Source organism: Hymenobacter jejuensis, assembly GCF_006337165.1.
Lineage (GTDB): Bacteria > Bacteroidota > Bacteroidia > Cytophagales > Hymenobacteraceae > Hymenobacter > Hymenobacter jejuensis.
Genome location: NZ_CP040896.1, coordinates 637,795 through 657,244 on the forward strand (window position 1 = coordinate 637,795; position 19,450 = coordinate 657,244).

Annotated in this window: 17 protein-coding genes; 7 read left to right on the forward strand and 10 right to left on the reverse strand. The window is 57.3% G+C overall.

Translation table 11 applies throughout. From position 1 onward, the window contains the following. Positions 1–40: 40 nt before the first annotated feature. The 6 genes from FHG12_RS02400 to FHG12_RS02425 all read right to left on the reverse strand — a co-directional run bounded on the left by FHG12_RS02400 (position 41) and on the right by FHG12_RS02425 (position 7,614). A complete protein-coding gene (locus FHG12_RS02400) occupies positions 41–1,402 on the reverse strand; it encodes an McrC family protein (RefSeq protein WP_139514097.1) in 1,362 nt (453 codons plus the stop codon). 11 nt (positions 1,403–1,413) lie between these two features. Then, positions 1,414–3,540 (reverse strand): AAA family ATPase, encoded by a 2,127-nt coding sequence (locus tag FHG12_RS02405; protein WP_139514098.1) that lies wholly within the window; start codon positions 3,538–3,540, stop codon positions 1,414–1,416. A gap of 86 nt (positions 3,541–3,626) precedes the next feature. Next, on the reverse strand, positions 3,627–5,591 hold the full coding sequence (locus tag FHG12_RS02410; protein ID WP_139514099.1) for a DUF3732 domain-containing protein: 1,965 nt from the start codon (positions 5,589–5,591) through the stop codon (positions 3,627–3,629). Positions 5,592–5,600: 9 nt separating this feature from the next. Then, complete coding sequence (locus tag FHG12_RS02415; RefSeq protein ID WP_139514100.1) at positions 5,601–6,089, reverse strand: three component ABC system middle component; 489 nt, start codon at positions 6,087–6,089, stop codon at positions 5,601–5,603. Continuing rightward, complete coding sequence (locus FHG12_RS02420) at positions 6,086–7,273, reverse strand: ABC-three component system protein (protein ID WP_139514101.1); 1,188 nt, start codon at positions 7,271–7,273, stop codon at positions 6,086–6,088. The genes FHG12_RS02415 and FHG12_RS02420 overlap by 4 nt, the downstream gene beginning before the upstream one ends. A 20-nt stretch (positions 7,274–7,293) precedes the next feature. Next, a complete protein-coding gene (locus tag FHG12_RS02425) occupies positions 7,294–7,614 on the reverse strand; it encodes a hypothetical protein (RefSeq protein ID WP_139514102.1) in 321 nt (106 codons plus the stop codon). 475 nt (positions 7,615–8,089) lie between these two features. On the opposite strand from FHG12_RS02425, the gene FHG12_RS02430 reads away from it, so the two are divergent. Both FHG12_RS02430 and FHG12_RS02435 read left to right on the forward strand, forming a co-directional pair. Then, the gene (locus tag FHG12_RS02430) at positions 8,090–9,484 is read left to right on the forward strand and encodes a tyrosine-type recombinase/integrase (RefSeq protein ID WP_139514103.1); all 1,395 of its coding nucleotides are present in this window, start codon (positions 8,090–8,092) and stop codon (positions 9,482–9,484) included. A gap of 269 nt (positions 9,485–9,753) precedes the next feature. Further along, complete coding sequence (locus FHG12_RS02435) at positions 9,754–10,209, forward strand: cupin domain-containing protein (RefSeq protein WP_139514104.1); 456 nt, start codon at positions 9,754–9,756, stop codon at positions 10,207–10,209. A 103-nt stretch (positions 10,210–10,312) separates the two neighbouring features. Here FHG12_RS02435 and FHG12_RS02440 read toward each other — a convergent pair whose 3' ends face one another. Then, positions 10,313–10,492 carry a hypothetical protein gene (locus FHG12_RS02440; protein ID WP_139514105.1) on the reverse strand — a complete coding sequence of 60 codons (180 nt, stop codon included), beginning with the start codon at positions 10,490–10,492 and terminating at the stop codon, positions 10,313–10,315. Positions 10,493–10,701: 209 nt separating this feature from the next. Between FHG12_RS02440 and FHG12_RS02445 the strand changes: the two genes are divergently transcribed. Continuing rightward, positions 10,702–11,094 (forward strand): RidA family protein, encoded by a 393-nt coding sequence (locus FHG12_RS02445; protein WP_139514106.1) that lies wholly within the window; start codon positions 10,702–10,704, stop codon positions 11,092–11,094. 49 nt (positions 11,095–11,143) lie between these two features. Here the strand turns inward: FHG12_RS02445 and FHG12_RS02450 are convergent, their stop codons facing one another. Next, positions 11,144–11,359: a hypothetical protein gene (locus FHG12_RS02450; protein ID WP_139514107.1), complete on the reverse strand. Its 216-nt coding sequence runs from the start codon at positions 11,357–11,359 to the stop codon at positions 11,144–11,146. A gap of 249 nt (positions 11,360–11,608) precedes the next feature. After that, complete coding sequence (locus FHG12_RS02455; protein WP_139514108.1) at positions 11,609–12,235, reverse strand: 2,3-bisphosphoglycerate-dependent phosphoglycerate mutase; 627 nt, start codon at positions 12,233–12,235, stop codon at positions 11,609–11,611. A gap of 331 nt (positions 12,236–12,566) precedes the next feature. On the opposite strand from FHG12_RS02455, the gene FHG12_RS02460 reads away from it, so the two are divergent. The 3 genes from FHG12_RS02460 (at position 12,567) to FHG12_RS02470 (ending at position 15,739) form a co-directional block, all read left to right on the forward strand. Beyond that, complete coding sequence (locus tag FHG12_RS02460) at positions 12,567–13,619, forward strand: AI-2E family transporter (protein ID WP_139514109.1); 1,053 nt, start codon at positions 12,567–12,569, stop codon at positions 13,617–13,619. A 117-nt stretch (positions 13,620–13,736) separates the two neighbouring features. Then, positions 13,737–14,543 carry an alpha/beta fold hydrolase gene (locus tag FHG12_RS02465; RefSeq protein WP_139514110.1) on the forward strand — a complete coding sequence of 269 codons (807 nt, stop codon included), beginning with the start codon at positions 13,737–13,739 and terminating at the stop codon, positions 14,541–14,543. A 2-nt stretch (positions 14,544–14,545) separates the two neighbouring features. Continuing rightward, positions 14,546–15,739, forward strand: a complete 1,194-nt coding sequence (locus tag FHG12_RS02470) for a sensor histidine kinase (protein WP_139514111.1) — start codon at positions 14,546–14,548, stop codon at positions 15,737–15,739. 200 nt (positions 15,740–15,939) lie between these two features. Here FHG12_RS02470 and FHG12_RS02475 read toward each other — a convergent pair whose 3' ends face one another. After that, positions 15,940–16,359 carry a hypothetical protein gene (locus FHG12_RS02475; protein ID WP_139514112.1) on the reverse strand — a complete coding sequence of 140 codons (420 nt, stop codon included), beginning with the start codon at positions 16,357–16,359 and terminating at the stop codon, positions 15,940–15,942. Positions 16,360–16,557: 198 nt separating this feature from the next. Here FHG12_RS02475 and FHG12_RS02480 point away from each other — a divergent pair, with 198 nt between their 5' ends. Further along, on the forward strand, positions 16,558–19,185 hold the full coding sequence (locus FHG12_RS02480; protein WP_230471261.1) for a TonB-dependent receptor: 2,628 nt from the start codon (positions 16,558–16,560) through the stop codon (positions 19,183–19,185). Positions 19,186–19,450 lie beyond the last annotated feature (265 nt).

Consider the following 19,450-nt stretch of genomic DNA (forward strand, 5'->3'; position numbering starts at 1 on the left):
GATTCGTCCCTTGTAGACCCTTGCCCACGCGAAGGTTGGCTCATTGCTGACCCAGAGCAGCTGCTTGGCTACTTATTGACGGTAGCTTCTCAGCCTGCTCGGGAAGCCACGACAGCAACTGTGGAATCGGCGAGCATCTCAAATAGCCCTGGTCATCTAGGCTCGGCTCATCAGGGTGCGAGCTTGCACCACCTACGCGAACGAATGTAGTACCGCACGTGATTGTAATCGGGTGCGTAGCGTCAGGCGCAAGGTAAGGCAGCATGAACATTCCCTCTGTTGCCGCTTCCATATGGGAATAGGGGTAGCACAGCAGGGTATGGTTTGCTCCATAGTACTGAGCATAGGCGTACAGCTGCCGCAGGTCGGCACCAGCTGGTTTTCCGTACGGGCGTTTCCACTTAGCGTCCAGCACAATGGACCCTTTGCCGGGCACTTTAATCAGGATATCCGGTTCCATCGAGCTTTTGGTACCAGTTCCCTCCCAGAAGATCTGAGAGCGGGGTTTGGTCACCTCCCACCCTAGCGGCTCGTAAAGCCGCTGGAGCGTACGCAGTAGATACTGCTCCCAGAGCCGGTTCATGTTGAACAGCAAGGCTATCAGGTCCTCGCCGCCGCCGCGCAGGTCAGGGCTGTGGTTCAGCAGCAGCAACCGGGCAATACGTAGCGCAGGACGGTAAGCTTCCGTTTTGCGTGAATACGTGAGACGGGAGAAGGTAGCTGCCGTTACCTTGATGGCTGGGGTTTCCGCCCACTGCAACATGGCGCGCGCCGTCCGCCCGCGCAACGTTGGGGAACTGGTGAGCCGCGGGACCAACACCAGCGCTTGACGCACGAGCTGATTGTGCCGGTGCTGGTGGTCGTAGGTCTGGTGGCGGGTGTAAAAGCGCTCCTGATGCACCAGGTTTCGGGCAATGTGCTGCCCAAACTGCAGGGCACCGCGCAACGCCTGCTGCTGCCCTTCTACCTGGCGGTAGCGCTTTACCAGTCCGCGGTGCAGTAGTGCTTCGACCTCATTCAGGAACAGGTTCAGGTAGACATCCAGTAGGCTGTTCGACTTTTCCCGGAGCAAGGCATTGCTCAACGTGTCCACCGGAATTATCTCTGCTTCGTGCAGCATCCGCAGCAGGATATCGTGCCACTTCCCAAGGACCTTCTCCCCTGCTGACTCCACATCGTCGACCTTCGGCAGTATCTCGATGGTGATGTCGCCGACCTGAATTACCCCGACATGGTGCCCGAATACCACCGCCGTGCGCCGCAGGTCGAAGTACAGGTGACCGGCTTGCTCATCATGATAGCGGGCAAGCCGGTCAAAGTGCCGCTGCTCGAACACGGTGTCGCCCTGGGTATCCCCAATGCTGAGCTTTTGGTGCTCAACTACCTGCAGAATCCGAGGCATGGACGCAGGCGTTAGGCGTAGATTTCCTGAAAGTCCTTGAGCTCCAGACTCTGCGGGTCGACTAGGTGATAGACGGGCTTCTCGCTCAGCTCTCCCACAGAGTAGCCTGAGAACTTCTTCAAGCCGATGTTCCCTGCTGCCTTGTTCTTGTTTACCTGAGTGATAAACGCCTCCCCCAGCACCAAGCCAATCTTTCCCCAGTCACCGAAGAAGTACTCCTTCAGCAGCGGCAGGATGTTGCGCTGGAAGGCTTGCTGTAGCCCGGCAAAATCCTGCACGTGGATCAGTAGGGCATGTCCAATGCAGTGGTCATGGTCGAGCAGCTGCTCCAGGCGGGCATTTATAGCACGTAACAGCTGCTCCAGGTCGATGCCATGCATGGGTACTCCCTTGAACACCTGATGAGTGGCAGCCGGCGTCGACCCGGAATTTTGTAGCTGCTGCCACAGGAGCTCTTGATCCTGTTGGGCTAATGCAGTGCATCCCAGCAGCTCGTACAGCTTGGTTTCAGCACTCAGATAGGGCTCCTCGAACCAGCCGCCGTCCTGAAACTCCTCGTGCCACCATAACCGCGAAATCATCTGATGCGGGCTTAGCAACTCAGGCTGCGGCAGCATTTCGGTGAAGCTGAAGCGCCGCCGCAATGCTGTGTCTAACGCCTCTACTGAGCGGTCGGCGGTGTTCATCGTGCCGATCAGATACAGGTTCTGGGGAACTGAAAACTGTTCCTGCGAGTAGGGCAGTGTGACAGTCAGTGCCTCTGTAGCTCCTGCTCGTTTGTCATCTTCAAGCAGCGTAATCAACTCGCCGAAAATGTTGGCGACGTTGCCCCGGTTGATTTCGTCGATGATCAGCACAAAAGGCGGGGGCGAAGTCTTCACGTTACCGCGCCGCTGTGCATTCCATTTGCGTTCGAAAATTATCAACTCGTTAAGCACTACCCATTGTAAGGATTTGGACGAGTCACCCACTAAGGAGCCTATGTCACGGCTGAAGGATGTGATTTCGTTTACGGACGAATACGACTCGTACAATTTTTGTGCTTTGGCTTTACTCACGCTACCGTATGCGCTGTCCTTTTCTTCGGTAGGTGCCGGTTCATCTATTTTACCCTTACCGAATTGAAAACCAAGTTGTCCTGACAACTTATCGATTGTCTTGAGTTCAACCCTGCGACCTCTTTTTGTGGGAAAATAAACGGGGGCACTAGTCCGCTTGAGATCTACGAGGTACTCCAAGAAAGCCGTGTACAGTTCGTCGAAGGTGTACGATTGCACTGCCCCTGCATCGAAGCTTTCAACTACGCTGCTCGCCAAGTCACACATTTGGCGGAAGATGCCTTTACGCACTACGTATTGAACGCTGTTTGCTTGGAGGTTACCAGCACCTGCCTTTTCTAAAGGCACCTTTACGTTTTCTACTTCAGGCTCCTCTACGGTCTCTGCTGCTTCAATTTCAGGTGCTGGCGGCAGCGGCTTGATACCTTCCACGAAATCCTCGTAGGTGAAGGCTTGATGGAAGGTGACGAAAGCAATGCGCCCTGCTGCTCGGTAGTCTTCGAACTTCTGACGCAGCTCAGCGCGTTTCTCCGCCGGGTATTGGGAGGCTAGTTCGGCATCAGTTATGCCCTCAAGCAGCGCTACCGCCCGGGCAGTGGTGTAGTAGGTCTTGCCAGTACCAGGTGGACCGTACAAAATTTGGTTGCGGGCGAAAGCAGCCTTGGGCTTCTGCTTGGGTTTGGGCTCAGCCACTATACCGTCGAGCAAAGCCGCTAGTTTGTGTGGCTGCGTGATATGTTCAGCGGTAAGCCGGTGGCTGCTGATGCCGGGCACCTGTGACTCCGTCAGGTAATATTTCTCAAATTTCGGGTCCCACGTTACTGTTAGCGTAGCGCCATCATTGTGGTTCGCTTCAACGATACCTTTTGCTCTTAGTATCAGAACGGCTTCCCCGATGTCATGAAGGTAGGTGGGAGCTTTAGCAAACACTGTAGCACCTACCGGAATGGAATTAATAAGATCAACGTAATTGTCATCGTATCCATTCTCCCAAATACCCTCCTTGAGAAAACGAGGGAGCTGATCCTCCGGATTAGACCCTTTCCATTTGACGCCGAGAAGGTAAGTAGGTGTAGGCATAAAGTGTTGGAAGAAGCGAGGTGATGATCAGATGAGAATAGTGGAGCGACGGTGCTGCCGGCGCGTCATTGGTCTTAGATTGGCGCTTACTTTGCCGGAATCCACTCGTAAGGGATGAGCGCTAGCCCACCTTTCCCCCACGGCTCCTCCACGAGGGCATCCTGGTACCTAGGATCCTTTAGGTTGGCGTGTTCCAGGACGATGATCTGAAGATTGGGCGCGAGTTCCTGTACTACTCGAAACAGCAGGTCGAAAATGCGCTCCACCGCTTGAATGTCGGTGCTCAGCACTTCCGTCTCCTCAACCTTGCCACTGAGCTCTTTATAAGCCTGAGGCGAAGGGAAGTATACCTGACTCGGCTGGTCCAGTATTAGGAAGTTTGGCACTGGACGCTGTTTGCTTATGAAGTACTTGTGGAGCGCCAGCAGAGCAATCAGGTGGCAGCCCAGCCAGTTAGCAGCGCTACCCATCCGTTCCATGGTGATAGGACGCTCTGGCGTATCGGCGACGACGGTTAGAGCTCGATAGTTCAGCCGATACCGCGTTTCGGGGAAGTCGCGTATGTGCTCCAGTTCGAGTTGCCGTGCCCATTGGGTCATCTCGTTGCCCAAGACGTTGATGATCGACGCCATAACGTCCTCCACCTGTTCTGCTTCGAGCTTCTCGGCTAGGTCATTAACCAACAACTGCGCAATCTTGATCTGGCGTTCCAGGGTATCGTCTTGGGCTACTTCCTCTACCGTATCGAGGTAGTGGCTGATGCGCCCAGCGACGCGTGCCGCTTTTACATTGCTGTCGTGTAAGCCGTTGGCGGCGGTTTGCGCAGCCAGAAGTACCCTCGCACGCTCTTCCGACGCGCGCACTTGCTCATTCAGCAAACTGAGTTCATCGCGTAGCCCAGTGATGAACTTTTCTACGCGCGCACGGTCCTGCTCCACTCCTGCCATACTGACATTGAGCCGGCGCATGGCGTTGTTCAACGCTTGCGCTCCAGCGGTTGGCTGGTCCATGGTCTGCTCACACAATGGGCAGTGTTCGGCATCAACGGCACCATCGGAGTAAGCTTGTACGCTGTTCAGGCGCAGGGCTTGCTCGTACGCTTGGTCTACGTAGCCGTTAGTGGTGCTGATCAAGTTTTCCGCGTCGGTGATTTGCCGGCGTTTCTCGCTGGCGGCTTGCCGCAACACTCGGGCGCCCTCTTGCGCTTCAGCCAGGGGGGTTCCTTCTGGACCGACAACGTCTTGCGCGCTCCACCGGGCAAGTACCTGCAGCTGCTTCAGCAACTCGCTATCGAGTACATCGTTCTGTACCATGCCGACTGCTATAGCCTCGGCATACAGATTGCGAGCAGCGTTCTGCTGTTGAGTGACGAACGAGTCGACGGCACGCTGCTTCTGTTGAAGCGTTTTCAGCTTGCGCATCTCCAGCCTGAGTTCTTGCTCCAGTCGAAGCCGCTCTTCCTGGATGGCGCCCAAGAAGTACTTCATCGTATCCTTGATGTGGGTACTGATGTAGTCGTCCGCCTGGCGCCAGAACAATAGCTTCTGGTTCGCAACGGTCCCCTGGTCCTGGAACAGGTAGTACTTGGTATGAGCGAAGGTCGCCTCAAACGTCTGGGTGGTTCGATGCTCGGCAACGACAGTTTGGTTTTCGGTAATGCCTACCAATCGAGAAAGACTCTCGTTCACCGCCGTGTCGTTGGAATTAGCCACGAGTTGGCTGTGGTCAGGCACGGTCACTGTTGATGCGACGTCCCAGTAAGCACGGCTCTGGGAAGTAGCTAAGCCCTCGGGAGCAGGTTTGACGATGATGGCTTGCTGCTGTTCGATTTGCAGGACTACGCCGTACCACATCACAACGTCGCGGTTCACCCCCTCGAAGACGTTGAACGTCGAGCGCCCTAGGCAGTAGTCGATGATGTGGATGATGGACGATTTGCCGGTACCCGACTCGCCCGTAACGATGTTGACCTTGCCGGTCTCGAACGGTATAACTCTCGGACGCTCGATACCCTTGCCGTAAAGCAGCAAGGAGCGGATCTGCATATTCATATAAGTGGATTATCGCAGTGAGATGCCCCAGGCGGTCAGAATATGGCTGGCACTGCCGGCGGCGCTGAACCACTTGCCCAGGAAGCTGGCTCGCTCGTGGCAGATTGTCATTTCTGCCGATTCGTTGATTTTTCGGAAACGGTATTTCGGGGCGATAAGCAAGCCATGCTCGTCGATTGCCAGGGCGCCACGCTGCATGGCGAAGATGATGGCTTCCTTGGTGAACGGCACCATGGATTGTGCCCGAGCAGAAAATCCGATGCGAAGCTCCTGATGGTTCTGAAACCAGACGTGGAACTTGCTGATGGTAGTACCCGGCAACGCGTTGCGGGTTGCCTTGTGCAGGATGATCGGCAGCACTAGGAAGGCGAGCGGGAAGTCCATGCCGGCACCGCTCTTCTTCGTGTAGGCGTCGACGGCGTCGCGCACAAGCAACGAGCAGAAAGCCGGGTTTAGCAGGTTGGCTACCTCGACGGGGCGTTCTTCCCAGGCTATCATGACTGCGGCGTCATAATGGCTTTGAGTTGCTCCAGGAACTTGGGATGCCAGTACACGCGAGGAGCTGTATCGTCGTCGGCGAGGTGGTGAAAGCTGCCGCGCATCACGTATTCATGCCCTAGTGGCATCTCACTACGAATCGGAATGTCTGCCGTTTGCTCCATCCAGTCTAGCAGTAGGTTGCCGAACCGAACCTGCTCCTCCTCTGTGCCCTGAGCGAGCTTGCTCTCCAGGATACCGATTTGGCGGCGCCATTCTTTAGCTAGCCGCTTTTCATACGTAAGCAGGTCGTCGTCAATAATCAGCGTTTCCTGTACCCACCTGGAGCGTTGCGCGAATGCGCTGTAGTAGTCGACTACCGCATTGTACAAGCGCATTCCGGCAATGTTAACAGCCCGAAGCTGTTGCACGAAAACCCGGCTTGGGTACTCTGCCTCTTCTTTGGGAGTCAACTCGTAGTCCTCGAAGTCAATAGGCAAGCTACCTGGGCGAAAAAGCTCGTTGATTTCGGCAATCTGCTCCTTCAAGGCGTACTGAGAAATCCCGTCCTTCGAGTCGGCGAGCAGGTGCCGAACGATCTTACCGAACCACCACCCTTCCAGCCGCTGGTAGGCGGCGTCCAGATTGGTGGTACGAATGCCGTTAATCAGTTGCTTGATCTTTGGAACTACCTCTTCAATGTTCGGGGCGTTGTCTACGATGTACACCGCAGACAGAAGCCGTTCCTGGTCTATCTCTTTCGTGTTGCTGAACGCATCATATGCTTCCTTAAGCTCCTGATTGCCGCGCGCCGCAGCTACTTCGGCAAGCCGAACACGCGCCCGCACTACGTCACGCCCAGATCCATGCCGCAGCCACTCCAACGGCGAGTCTGCTTTGGCGGTGGTTAGCAGGCAGAGCATCGACTCCTCGGGCTTCAGCTTACCCTCCGCAAATTTGGTGAACCAGACCCGCAGCGTCTTCCAAAGCTCCTTGCTGTGCTCGGTTATTGTAGCGTTGGGCGTAGTGTGGTGCTTCAGTTGCTCCAGAGTTTGTACGTCCGGGCTTCGGCGTACCACGTCATCCAACTCCTCCACGTAGAGTTGCGTGTCGCCGCGGCGGTCGACAAGAAGTGAGAAGAGCGAATACCGGACCTGATGCAGGTAGCCCAGCATGTGCGGACCGGCGGAGAAGTTAGGGCTCATGGCTGACGTGACGGAAGGTATTACTCGAACAATGGCGTCGGCTCCGCCTTGGCTTTGCGCCCGCGCTTGCCCTTCACCGGGGCAGCTGCCCCCGACTGCAGCCGCGCCCGCCGCAGCTCCTCCAGCCGTCGGTGCTGCGTATTCTCGGTTAAAGCAGGCAGCTGATGCTCGGCGAACAACTGGTCGACCAGTTTCTCACCAAACAGCCGCAGCTTCATCAGCGCGGCGGCAGGGTCAGTGTGAACCAACAGTTCCGCCTCGGCACCCAGGCTGTAGAGATTGGGAAAGTCAGCCTTGAGAAAGATGAAGTTGCTGTGGACAGCAGGAAGGAGCGGAAGCATAAGGATCGTAAAATATCATTGAGTGCTAGCAAGGTAATCGTTTGGATGCGGAGCTTAGCGGAAATTTAGCGTGTGGACGATCCACCAAATACGAAGCACGCTCTCCGGCTCATCCATATAGAAAAACAACAATGTACTACTTCGTTCCGGCACCCTATCCTTTCAATCAGCCTCGCCCAGCTCGTGCCGAAGGGGCTGATGTGGATAAAGAGTGGGAAGACCTTCGTTTATGGGTGCAGCAACACGCCAAATACATCCGCATTAGTCAGGTAGCACAGGATGCGGGAGTGAGTGTTGAGGTTGCACAGGCATTATTGCTGCGAGAGAGGGGAAAAAACCGTATACCCCGGACTGTGCAGCGCCTCGATGCCTTCCTGGACGTTTTCACTCGCCCCCCCTTTTGTTACTTCCCCGCAGGCTACTCTGGCAAAAAGTAGAAATCACATTGCTTGGAGATAGGCTATCACCTATCAAAGTGTATCTTTGCTTTCTCACGGAACACCAGCTCGGCTGGAAGCCAATGGACAAAGTATACCTCGCTCCGCGCAACCTGCGCAACGGCTACTACACGCTCTACGCGGAATACTCCCACGCCCGCCAGGTCAAGCGTATCCCCACCGGCGCCCGTTGCGCATCGTCCAACTGGTGTGTCACCTCCCGCAAAGCCATCGGTACCGGCGCCAAGGAAATCAACGCCCAAGTCCAGCCTGTGCTGGACACGCTTAAGGCACAGGTGCAGCACCTGTATCTACAAAATGGCAGCCTATATCCCCCGGTCGAGCAGCTCAACCGCCACCGCGCCAGCCTGGAGCACACCTTACAGGCGGTTTCCACCGAGCCCCCGCTCCGCCAGGTGTTGACAGAATGGATGGCGACGAAGGTCGACTGGAAGACAACTACGCGGCGCAGCTACACCACGCTTCACAACAACATCCGCGATTTTGAGCGCGCCAAGCGCACCACCTGGTACTTGTCCTCGCTCACGAATGCGGACATCCGCACGTGGCAAACGTGGCTTAAGGACAACAAACATGGCAAGGACGGCAGTGTGGGCTACGCCGACTCCGTCTTGGAAAAGCGGCTCCGGCTCTTGCGCACTTTTTTGGGCAAGCGTCACGCCCCGCAGGTGAATCTCGACGACGAGGCGACTAAGCGCCTGCACCAGATCATGCTAACCACCCCGGTCGTGCTCACGCCCGCCGAGCTGGAAGCTCTCGCTGCACTGCCCCTGACCACCGGCAGCCGCCTGGATCGCGTGCGCGACCTGGCGCTGCTGCAGTCGTTTTGCGGACTCCGGATTTCGGACATGAAACGTCTGGAGACTCGGTTTGTCTGCGAGGGTTTTATCAGCTTGAACATGTGGAAAAGCGGCACCAAAGCCGTCTGGGTCCACATTCCTATCTTTCCCCATGCCGCTCGGGTCTTGGCGAAGTACACTGTCGCCGGAGAATTAAAGCTGAAGACCTTCAGCGACCAGAAATTCAATGACTACTTCAAGGAGCTTTGCCAACTGGTGCCGGCGCTGCTCCGGACGCACCTACAGGAGTACAGCCGCCACGGCGTCCGGGGCGTGCGGAAGCAGGCGAAGTGGCTCTACCTAACCAGCCATAGCCTGCGTCGCACCTTCGTGACCATGTGCCTCGAACTAGGCTTCTCCGCGCACGAGATCATGTCTTGGAGCGGGCACACGGACTGGAAGAGCTTTCAGCGCTACGTTGGCAAAGCGCAGCAGCGCCCGGACGCTGCGTCGGACTTTGCCCGCCGCTGGGAAGAGCGGCGACTGGTGCGGGAGCAGTCAGCCAGTGAGTATGCAGTGAGTATGCAGCTTGAGCCACCTGAAGCGTCTTCCACCGCCCTTGCGCCACGCTAAATGCTCCTGGCAACGAATACAGCCGCTTTCAGCGGCGGGTAGCGGAAGCCCGGCAACGGTCAGCTGGTCCTGGCGCGACCACAGAAAAGGCCTTCAGTATTGCACTGAAGGCCTTCTTCATTTACATGGGGTCCGCCCGTCTTCCAACAAGTTCAGCACCAGCTGACGCCGAGCGTGGAAGCGGGCGCGGCTGCACGGCAGGTAGTGTAAAATGCGTAAGTTGGCATATGCTCCCGCCGACAGGTGGCGGGATATTTTCGCAGAACGCAATGACGACGAGAGAACGCCGCTTGGTGGCCGGCACGGTGCTGGTAATGAGCCTACCGCTGGCTCTGGTAATGGCAATGACCCGGCAACAGCCCTTGTTGTCCTCGGCCGCTTATGAGTGGAGCCGTATGCCGGTCACGCCTACGGCCGTGGGCGAAAAGCGCACGGTTCTGGATGGGCCTACCCACACGCTGGCCAACCTAGAAATCCACGTAACCACCCTGAATCCTGGCGAGTTTGCCCATGCAGCTCATCAGCACCCGGAGGAAGAACTCATGGTCGTGCAGGAAGGCACGGTGCAAGCTCTGGTTCAGGGGGCCTTCACTAAGGTAGGGCCGGGGTCGGTGATCTTTCAAGCGCCCAACCTGATGCACAGCATCCAAAACGTGGGCCGCACCCGCGCCGTGTACCACGTCATCAAGTGGCGCGCACTCCCTACGGCGGCCCAGAAGCCCTGAGGCTGCCTGCAGCCGCAGCCCATACCAATGAGAGCAGAAGAGCGAGGCACCGACAAGCGTCGCTCCTTCTTCGGCTGCGAGGCGCTGGCCGCTTCCACCCGTGTTACAAAAACAAGCCGAGGGTGTTGTTACTGGCCAAGCTATCGAGCAGGTCGCGCAGCCGGTGCACCAAGGCCTGTTGTTCATCGGTCAGGCCAGACGCAACCAACTGATTGAGAAGTTCTTGGGCTTCCTGCAACTGGCCGCCGGAAGACAGGTGGGATACCATATCGAAAAGACTCATACAGAACGGATAGATAGAGGAAAACTGGTCTGGCAACCCAATGTACTCTGCTCAGTGCGCCAAACAAGCCACCTCTGTAAATGCGCCGCCAAGCTACATCCGCATAAACCTGATAACCACATGATTATGCGATACCGCCGCACCGTTGCCAACGCGTACTTTGCGCCGTTCCCTTTTCTAAGCTTTGGCTCTTCTGTTCAGCACCTACCATGGAAAAGACCCTCATTAATCCCTGGCATTGGCAAGATCAACTCGGGTATGCGCAGGCCGTAGAAGTTACCCAGGCCCACCACACGCTCTACTGCGCAGGGCAAGCCGCCATGGATGCCAACGGCACACCAGTCGAGGCCGACATGGCCGGGCAATTGCGCGCCGCCCTCGACAACGTAGAAGCAGTATTGACGACGGCGGGTTACAACTGGAGCCACGTGGTACGGCTCAATTACTTCACGACTTCCATTGCCGACTTCTTTCCCCAGTACGGCGCGGTTGTCGACCGGCTGGCCCAGCACCAATGCCGGGCGGCCAGTACCTTGGTCGAGGTTAAAGCCTTGGCTTTCCCCAACCTGTTGGTGGAAATTGAAGTAACGGCCGCCAAGTAACAGAGCCGCTCAGGCTTGGCCTAACCAAAGCGGCTTTGGGGGAGCGGTGCTAAAAGATGGAGCCGTAGGCTTCGAAGCCCGCGCACCAAGCAAAGAAGTTGCGCAGCCGCTCCTGCTTCGCCTGTTTCTTGCGCCGTTTGCGGGCGCGTTGGGCCGCTTTGGCGGCTCCGTTCGGAGCCGAAAGCAGTTGGTAGCGCAGTGTCAGATAGCGCCGCAACACACAGGTGCGGACACCCGAAAACGGACTTGGCAGGGTGGGATTCATGGCGGAAGGAGCTTGATGGGAGAGATAAGATACTGATTTCCGGCGGAATAGCAAACGGCCGCTTCACCAAGCAACGATCGCCCGGCGCAACAAAACCGTCGACACTACTCCGGGCCGACCGCTTTTTCCGGTAAATCCCACAGTGAAATTCCCAGCCTCCGCTGATGCAAATCTGCTCCCTCGCCCCCCCTTCACAGGGCCGAGCGACGCAGTCGGTCAACTGGCTGCAACCGTGGAGTCATGCCAAGCTCACACAACGCCTTTACGATGAGGCAGATAGCTTGCTTCCACGATCCGAAGCGATGCGTCGAACTCGTATAGCCTCGGAACGCCGGTGGCCAAGTCGACGAGGGCAATCTTTTCCGGACTGATTTGCTCCAGATGCATCATCAGGGCGCGCAAACTGTTGCCGTGCGCCACAATCAGCACGCTTTTGCCGGCTCGTAGCTGGGGCTCTATCTGGGCGGTGTAATACGGCACGACCCGCTCGTAGGTATCTTTTAGGCTTTCGCCCTGCGGCGGCGCCACGTCGTAGCTTCTGCGCCAGAGCGCAACTTGCTCAGCACCATACTTTTGGGCTACTTCGGCTTTGTTCAGGCCCTGCAACAATCCGTAATTTCGCTCGTTCAACGCCGCCGACCGAATCACGGGCAGATCCCGCCAGCCGGTTTGCACCTTAATGATGGCCAGCGTATGAATGGCCCGCTTCAGAACGGAGGTATAAGCAATATCCACCGGATGCGGCTTGAGTAGTTTCCCGGCGCGCAGGGCTTCCTGCTCGCCCAGCGGCGACAGATCGACGTCGGTTTCGCCGGTAAAACGGTTTTCCAGATTCCAGACAGACTGCCCGTGCCGGACGATAAGTAAATGAGCCATAGTGTATTGCAAGATCACAGCGGGACAATAGCCCGCATACCAAAGGAAACCCAGCCGAATGAAAGTCTGATGATGCCTCCGCAGCCCGCAGTATAGACAAAACCAAAGCAACCGGCGAGTTCGGACACCTGGCTGTGCGGAGCAGGACTGGGTTCAAGCCCTGCATCTGAGGACATAGACTCGCTATTTGCATGAAATATAACTATTTGACTATCAATTACTTACGTTATACATACAGGATTCAGGCAGTTAAGTATACCTTGCCAGTGCGAGGCGCACCAACTGGGCCGAATGCCTCATCAGACAGTCTGTATCTCTGAAATCTTCCTGTATGTCCGATAGCATCTACTCCGCTCGCCAACAACATATACTACTGATCTCCAGCCTACTAGTGCTGGCAGCACTGATTCTGTATGGGCTCGGCGACACGATTACCGGGTTTTTGGGCGCCGGTATTCTGTTTGTGGTGTTCCGGCCGTGGTTTCAGGCGCTGGTGCACCGCCGCAAGTGGCATCCGCAGGTGGTTACGATAGGGTTGCTGGTGTTTGCGCTGGTGGTTATTATTCTGCCTTTTACGGCGCTCACGCTGCTGCTCGTCGACCGCATTCGCCACTACGGCCAGAACACCAACCAGATCATGGACGTGCTGCACGCCTTCGAGCGCAAAACCGGCTACACGTTCACCAATGAGCAGACAGTCAGGGCGTTGCTTCAGCAAAGCGTGGCGTGGCTCAGCCAGCGACTGCCCGTGCTGGCCAGCGGCCTGTTGCAATTTGTGGTCATCATCGGGCTGATGCTGTTCACGCTTTACTTCATGTACACGCAGGAGCGGCAGCTGTTGCAGGGCCTGCACCGGTACTTGCCTTTCCGGGAAGAGACCCTGGGCGAGCTGGGCGAATCTTTGAAAAACAACGTGAATGCCAACGTGCTGGGGCAGGCCCTGATCTCGCTGGTGCAAGCCGTGCTTACCGGCCTGACGCTATGGATATTTCAGGTGCCGGATGCGCTGTTTTGGGGAATGGTGGCCTTTTTTCTGGCTTTTCTGCCAGTGCTGGGCACGCCGTTGGTGTGGGGCCCGGCGGCGCTGTTCAAGTTTACACAGGGCGACACTGGCCAGGGCGTGGGCATTTTGCTGGTGGGCCTGATCGTTATCATGAACGTCGACAACCTGCTGCGCATCGTGCTGGCCCGCCGCATCGGCGATATTCACCCGCTGATCACGCTGGCGGGCGTGGTGCTGGGGGTGAATATATTCGGCATCCTGGGGCTGGTGCTTGGGCCGCTGCTGCTCTCCTACTTTCTGGTGTTGATGAAAGTGTTTGAGCGGGAAAACCGTCTGCACCGTGCGCCACTGGACCCGCAAGCTGACAGCAGCCCGCAATAGCCGCTGTTGCTTTTGCTTTCCGCACCCACCCGCAACCGCTACCTTCACGCCAGAAAAACGCACCAGCAATACCGGTTACAGGGCCTTATCCTGTGTGGCACGTACAGTTATTGGGATATGGAAGTACTTGAGCGGCATAACGTTATCGTATCGGGAACTGGGGAGCAGGCCTTGGTTTTTGTCCACGGCTTTGGCTGCGACCAGCGCATGTGGCGGCTGGTGGCTCCGGCCTTCGAAGCACGTTACCGGGTGGTGCTGCTCGATCTGGTGGGGGCCGGCCAATCGGATCTGACGGCGTACGACCCGGCTCGTTACGGCACGCTGGCGGCCCACGCCGAAGACGTGCTGGAAGTAATGCGGGCCCTCGCCCTGCCCCCGGCCATACTGGTGGGCCATTCCATAAGCGCCACAATCGGGATGTTGGCAGCCCTGCAAGATCCGGCGCGCGTGGCGGCTCTGGTGATGGTAGCGCCTTCGCCACGCTTTCTCAACGACACTGGCTACATCGGTGGCTTCGAGCCGGCTGACATTGCGGAGCTGCTGGAAGCTATGGACAACAACTACTTAGGCTGGGCCGGGGCCATAACGCCCGTCATCATGGGCCACCCCGAGCGGCCCGAGCTGGCCGCGGAACTCAACAACAGCTTTTGCCGCACCGATCCGGCTATCGCCCGGCATTTTGCCCGCGTTACATTCTTGTCCGACAACCGGGCCGACCTGCCGCTGCTGCATACGCCTACGCTCATTGTGCAATGCTCCAACGACGCACTGGCTCCGCTTCCGGTCGGGCAATACATTCATAACCACTTGCCTAACAGCGAGTTATTTATTATAGAAACTTCTGGTCACTGTCCGCACCTGAGCGCACCGGAGGCTACTATTGCCGCCATCGATCGGTTTCTGGGTTCTGTACGTATTGCTTAGCTATGAGCGAAGCCAACGATGAGCCATTGCCCCCGCTGGACCTGCGCTTAACCCAGGAGAGTCTGGATGATCTTTACGACCATGCCCCCTGCGGCTACTGCTCCTGCCTGCCCGATGGCACTTTGGTCAAGCTCAACCAAACTTTGCTTACTTGGCTGGGCTACACGCGCCACGAACTGGTAGCCCGCCAGAGCCTACAACAGCTCCTGACCGTGGGCGGACGCTTGCATTACGAGTCCTACGCGGCGCCGCTGCTGCTGCTGCAAGGCCAGGTCCGGGAGCTTAGCTACTCGCTGCGCCGCAAAGATGGCTCTGGCCTACCGGTGCTGTTGAATGCCTCGCTGCTGCGCGATTTTGACGGCCTGCCGCTGGTCGTGCGCGTAACGCTGTTCGACATCACCGAGCGCCGCAAATACGAGCAGGAATTGCTACGGGCCAAAGCCGAAGCCGAAGCCCAACGCGAGCAGCTGGCGTTGGTCAATGAGCAGTTGGTAGCCAAAAACGAGCAGCTTCTCCGCCTCAACGCCGACCTCGACAACTTCGTGTACACGGCCTCCCACGATCTGAAACAGCCCATCAACAACATGGCGGGCTTGTTTGAAGAACTCAAGCGCACGGCTACCTTCCACGACCCCACGGCCGCCAACATGGTGGGAATGTTTGAGCAGGCGTTGCAGCAGATCCTGGGCACCATTGCGGGGCTGACCGAAGTGGTACAGCAGCAGCGGCAGATCGAACATCTGCCCGTAGAAGCAGAAGATTTACAAGCGTTTACGGAAGAAATTATTCGCAGCCTCCAGTCTTCGACCGAGCACGAGCCAGCCGAGTTTACGCTGGATTTTGCTGCGGCGCCTAGGCTGCGTATGGCCCGCCCTGCCCTGCACAGCCTGCTCTACAACCTGCTCAGCAACGCCTTGAAATACACCGTGCCCGGCCGTCAGCCTCACATTCGGATCAGCACAGAATGGGCCAATGGAGAGATCCTGCTCCGCGTGCAGGACAACGGCCGGGGCATCGATTTGCAGCGCCACGGCCAGGAACTGTTTCAGATGTTTCGCCGCTTTCATCACGATGTGGCGGGCTCGGGCATGGGGCTGTACTTGGTGCAACGCCTAGTGCACCAAGCCGGCGGACGCATACAGGTCGAAAGTACGGTTGGGCAAGGCACGACGTTTCGTGTTTTTCTGCCTCAATAGCTTTCGAGATGGGCTGACGAGGTTTTCATAACTATCTCACTACCAAATACTTGCCGTTGCAACAGCCGGCCGGCATGCACAAGGAATGCCTGCACATCGGCCAGATTTCGGGCACCGGCGTGGTACTGCAGCCACGCGTAGCCGTCGGCGTATTCTAGGATGCGTCCCAGCGCGTTTTTAAAGCACAAGCGAGCCTTGCTTCACGAAGCGGTTAACCAGTGGGCGGCTTGGCCTTCGTCGGCGAAAACCTGCGTGACAAAGGGCCGCTCGGTGGCCAGCATATAATCCACGTAAGGGCGCTGAGTGGGGTCTTGGTTGAAGCGCTCGTAGATGTAGGACGAAGTCAGGACGGCCAGTTGCAGGCGTTGCGGAGCCAGGCGAGCGGCAGCCAAGGGATAAAAAACGGTACTGGCCCAAGCGCTCAGTTCGGGGTCGGTGCCCTCGCGGCGACGCACGTCCAGGAGCCAGCGGGCGCAATTGTGCTGCTCAGCGGCGGCCAGCATGGCGTGGTAATCGGCTTGCAGCACGGCCAGTTCGGCATCTTGATTCCAGCGCACGATCAGGATGCCCAGGTCGGGGCGGTAAACAATCGTACGGGTAGCAGGGTCAGGGAGAGGCATACGAGCGGAGCGCGGAGCAAGGGCCACGATGAGTGTGAAGTGGCAACGGTAAAGGTAGTGCCCATGGCATTGGCATAACGTTCTTAGCGTTATATTCGTAGGAATATAACGTAAATTTTTAAGCCAAATCAATTTCGCTCTTTATATATAAGTATTTGATTATCAATTGTTTACATGACAAACTTTATAACCTATTCTGTGCCACAAAACTTACGCTTTCTAACAGCCGTCCTCATTGCCGGGCAGCCTTTGCTAAAAAGTGCACAGGCTCAGGCTGTCCCCTCCCCTCCCGACACAACGCGCGCGACCAGCATCGAACTGCGCGAGGTGGTGGTTGCGGCTTCCCGAGTGGAAGAAAGCATCTTGCAATCGCCGGTGACGGTGGAAAAGCTCAACGCGCGGGCGCTGCGCCTGACGCCTGCGCCGTCGTTTTTCGACGCCATCGAAAACGTGAAGGGCGTGCAGGTGATTACGCCCAGCTTGGGGTTCAAAGTCATCAACGCCCGGGGCTTCGCCAATACCACCAACGTGCGCTTTGCCCAACTCGTGGACGGCATGGATAACCAGGCGCCCCACATCGGCGGCCCCATTGGCAATGCGTTGGGGCCCAGCGACTTGGATATCAACACGGTAGAAATTGTGCCGGGCACCGCGGCGGCGCTTTACGGCCTCAATGCCATCAACGGACTAGCCAATTTTACGACGCGCAATCCGTTTGTGTCCGAGGGCCTGAGCGTGCAGCAGAAAACCGGCGTCAACCACCTCCGCGACGCGCATACGTCGGCACACCTGTATTCCGAAACCAGTGTGCGGTTTGCCAAAGTGCTCACGCCCAAGCTGGCATTTAAAATTAACGGCACGTACACCCGCGGCTACGACTGGATTGCCAGCGACCAAACGGACATCAACCCGCGCGGCAACGCGACCACCAACCTGTTCGGCACCGACAACCCCGCCCGCGACCCGGTCAGCAGCTACGGCAACGAATCGTCGGATCGCAGCACGCTGGTGTTGGGCGGCAAAAATTACTCAGTAGCCCGCACCGGCTACCAAGAGCAGGATGTTGTTGATTATCAGCTACAAAATGTAAAGGCCGATGCCGCGCTGCACTACAAGCTGAACGCCCGCACCGAGCTGGCTTATACCTACCGCCTGGCCGTGCTCGACAATGTGTACCAGCGCTCCAACCGCTTTCGGTTGCAGGATTACCGCTTGCAGCAGCACGGGTTGTCGCTTAGCAGTCCGGTGGTACAACTGCGAGCGTACCTGACGCGCGAAAACACCGGCCAAAGCTATAACCTGCGTTCGATGGCCGAAAACCTGGACCGCGGTTTTAAGCCCGACGCCCTCTGGAACCGCGATTATACCGCCGCCTGGAACCAAGCCGTTGGCAATGGCCAGACGGTAGCCCAGGCTCACACCACAGCCCGCGCCGCCGCCGATGCCGGGCGCTTGCAGCCGGGCACGCCCGCATTCGACCAAAAGCTGCGCGAGCTACAAGACATCAATAACTGGGACGTTGGGGCGGCCCTGCGGGTGAAAGCAGATTTGGCGCATGCCGAAGGCCAAGTGAACATTGCCGAAGCGCTGCGCCGCAACCGCCCTTCCTCCTGGCCTGCGTTCCTTGATTTGATGGCCGGCGCCGATCACCGCACGTACATCGTGGTGCCCGACGGAAATTACTTCATCAATCCGGAGAAAAACCGCGACCCGTACAGCAACCTTACCTACAGCAAAACCGGCGGTTTCCTGCAAACCGGCGCACGCGTATTTGGGCAGAAGCTCCGCCTTACGGCCACCCTGCGCGCCGACAAAAACGACTATTTCAGCCTGCGCTTCAACCCCAGGCTGACCGGCGTGTATTCGCCTTCGCAACGACACAACTTCCGGGTAAGCTACCAGAGCGGCTACCGCTTTCCGAGCTTGTTTGAAGGGTTTTCAAACGTCAACAGCGGGCAGGTCAAGCGCATTGGCGGGCTGCGGGTGATGTCGGATGGCGTCTTTGAAAACAGCTATTTGCGCACCAGTATCGATGCGTTCACGGCTGCCGTTTCGGTTTATCAGAATGCCAATACGCCCCCAAACGCTACCCCGGCGCAGCAACAAACAGTGCGGGCGCAGGCCATCGAAACCAACAAGAAGCTGCTGGTAAAAAACCCGTACACCTACCTGCGGCCCGAGTACATTCGGTCGCTGGAGCTCGGCTACAAGGCAGCACTGCTGCCCGGCGGCCGGCTGCTCCTGGACGTCGATTTTTACTACAACACCTACCGCGACTTCATTGCCCAAGTCGAGGCCTACGTGCCCAAAACTCTCAACCCCGATTCGGCCGCGATTTACCTAAACAGCAAAAGCACGCAGAACCGCTACCGGCTCTGGACCAATTCCCAGACCAAGGTGTACAACTACGGCGGCTCGCTGGGCGTGCGCTATGAGCTGCCCAGCGGCTATTTGGCCGGGGCCAACGCCACCTACGCCCGCCTCGACCGCACCGAATCGGGCGACGGACTGGAAGATGGGTTCAACACGCCGCGCTGGGCCTACAACCTGAGCTTGGCCAATGAAAAAGCTTTCCGCAGCTTCGGATTTGGGCTGAATTACCGTTGGCAGGCGCGCTACTATTCCCAAACTTTCCTCGTCAACGGCGACGTGCCGGCCTACAGCTCCCTCGATGCGCAGCTCACGTACACGGCGTCGGCAGCGAACCTGCGGTTTAAGCTGGGCGCCACCAACCTTCTCAATCGCTATTACCAAACCTACCTCGGCGGCCCCAGTGTGGGGGGCTTGTATTACCTGGCCGTTACGTTTCAAGGTCCTAAGGGCTGACAGAGGCACAAAACATAAAATACTTACATACAACGCATTACACATATAAGAGACATCGCTTACATGCTAAAAAGCCCCGGCTCTAAGAGGCGGGGCTTAGTGTTCTGCATGTGCTTTATAGACGCTTGCTTGCGAAAGGAAGTTGCCTCTGGAATGAGGCTAAATTGTTACGAATGGCAGAATAAAGACGGCGGGATCATACAGTTTGCTTGGCTAAGCGTTCTGACCTAAGCCTATACCAAATTGTTTCATCATCCTATGGACT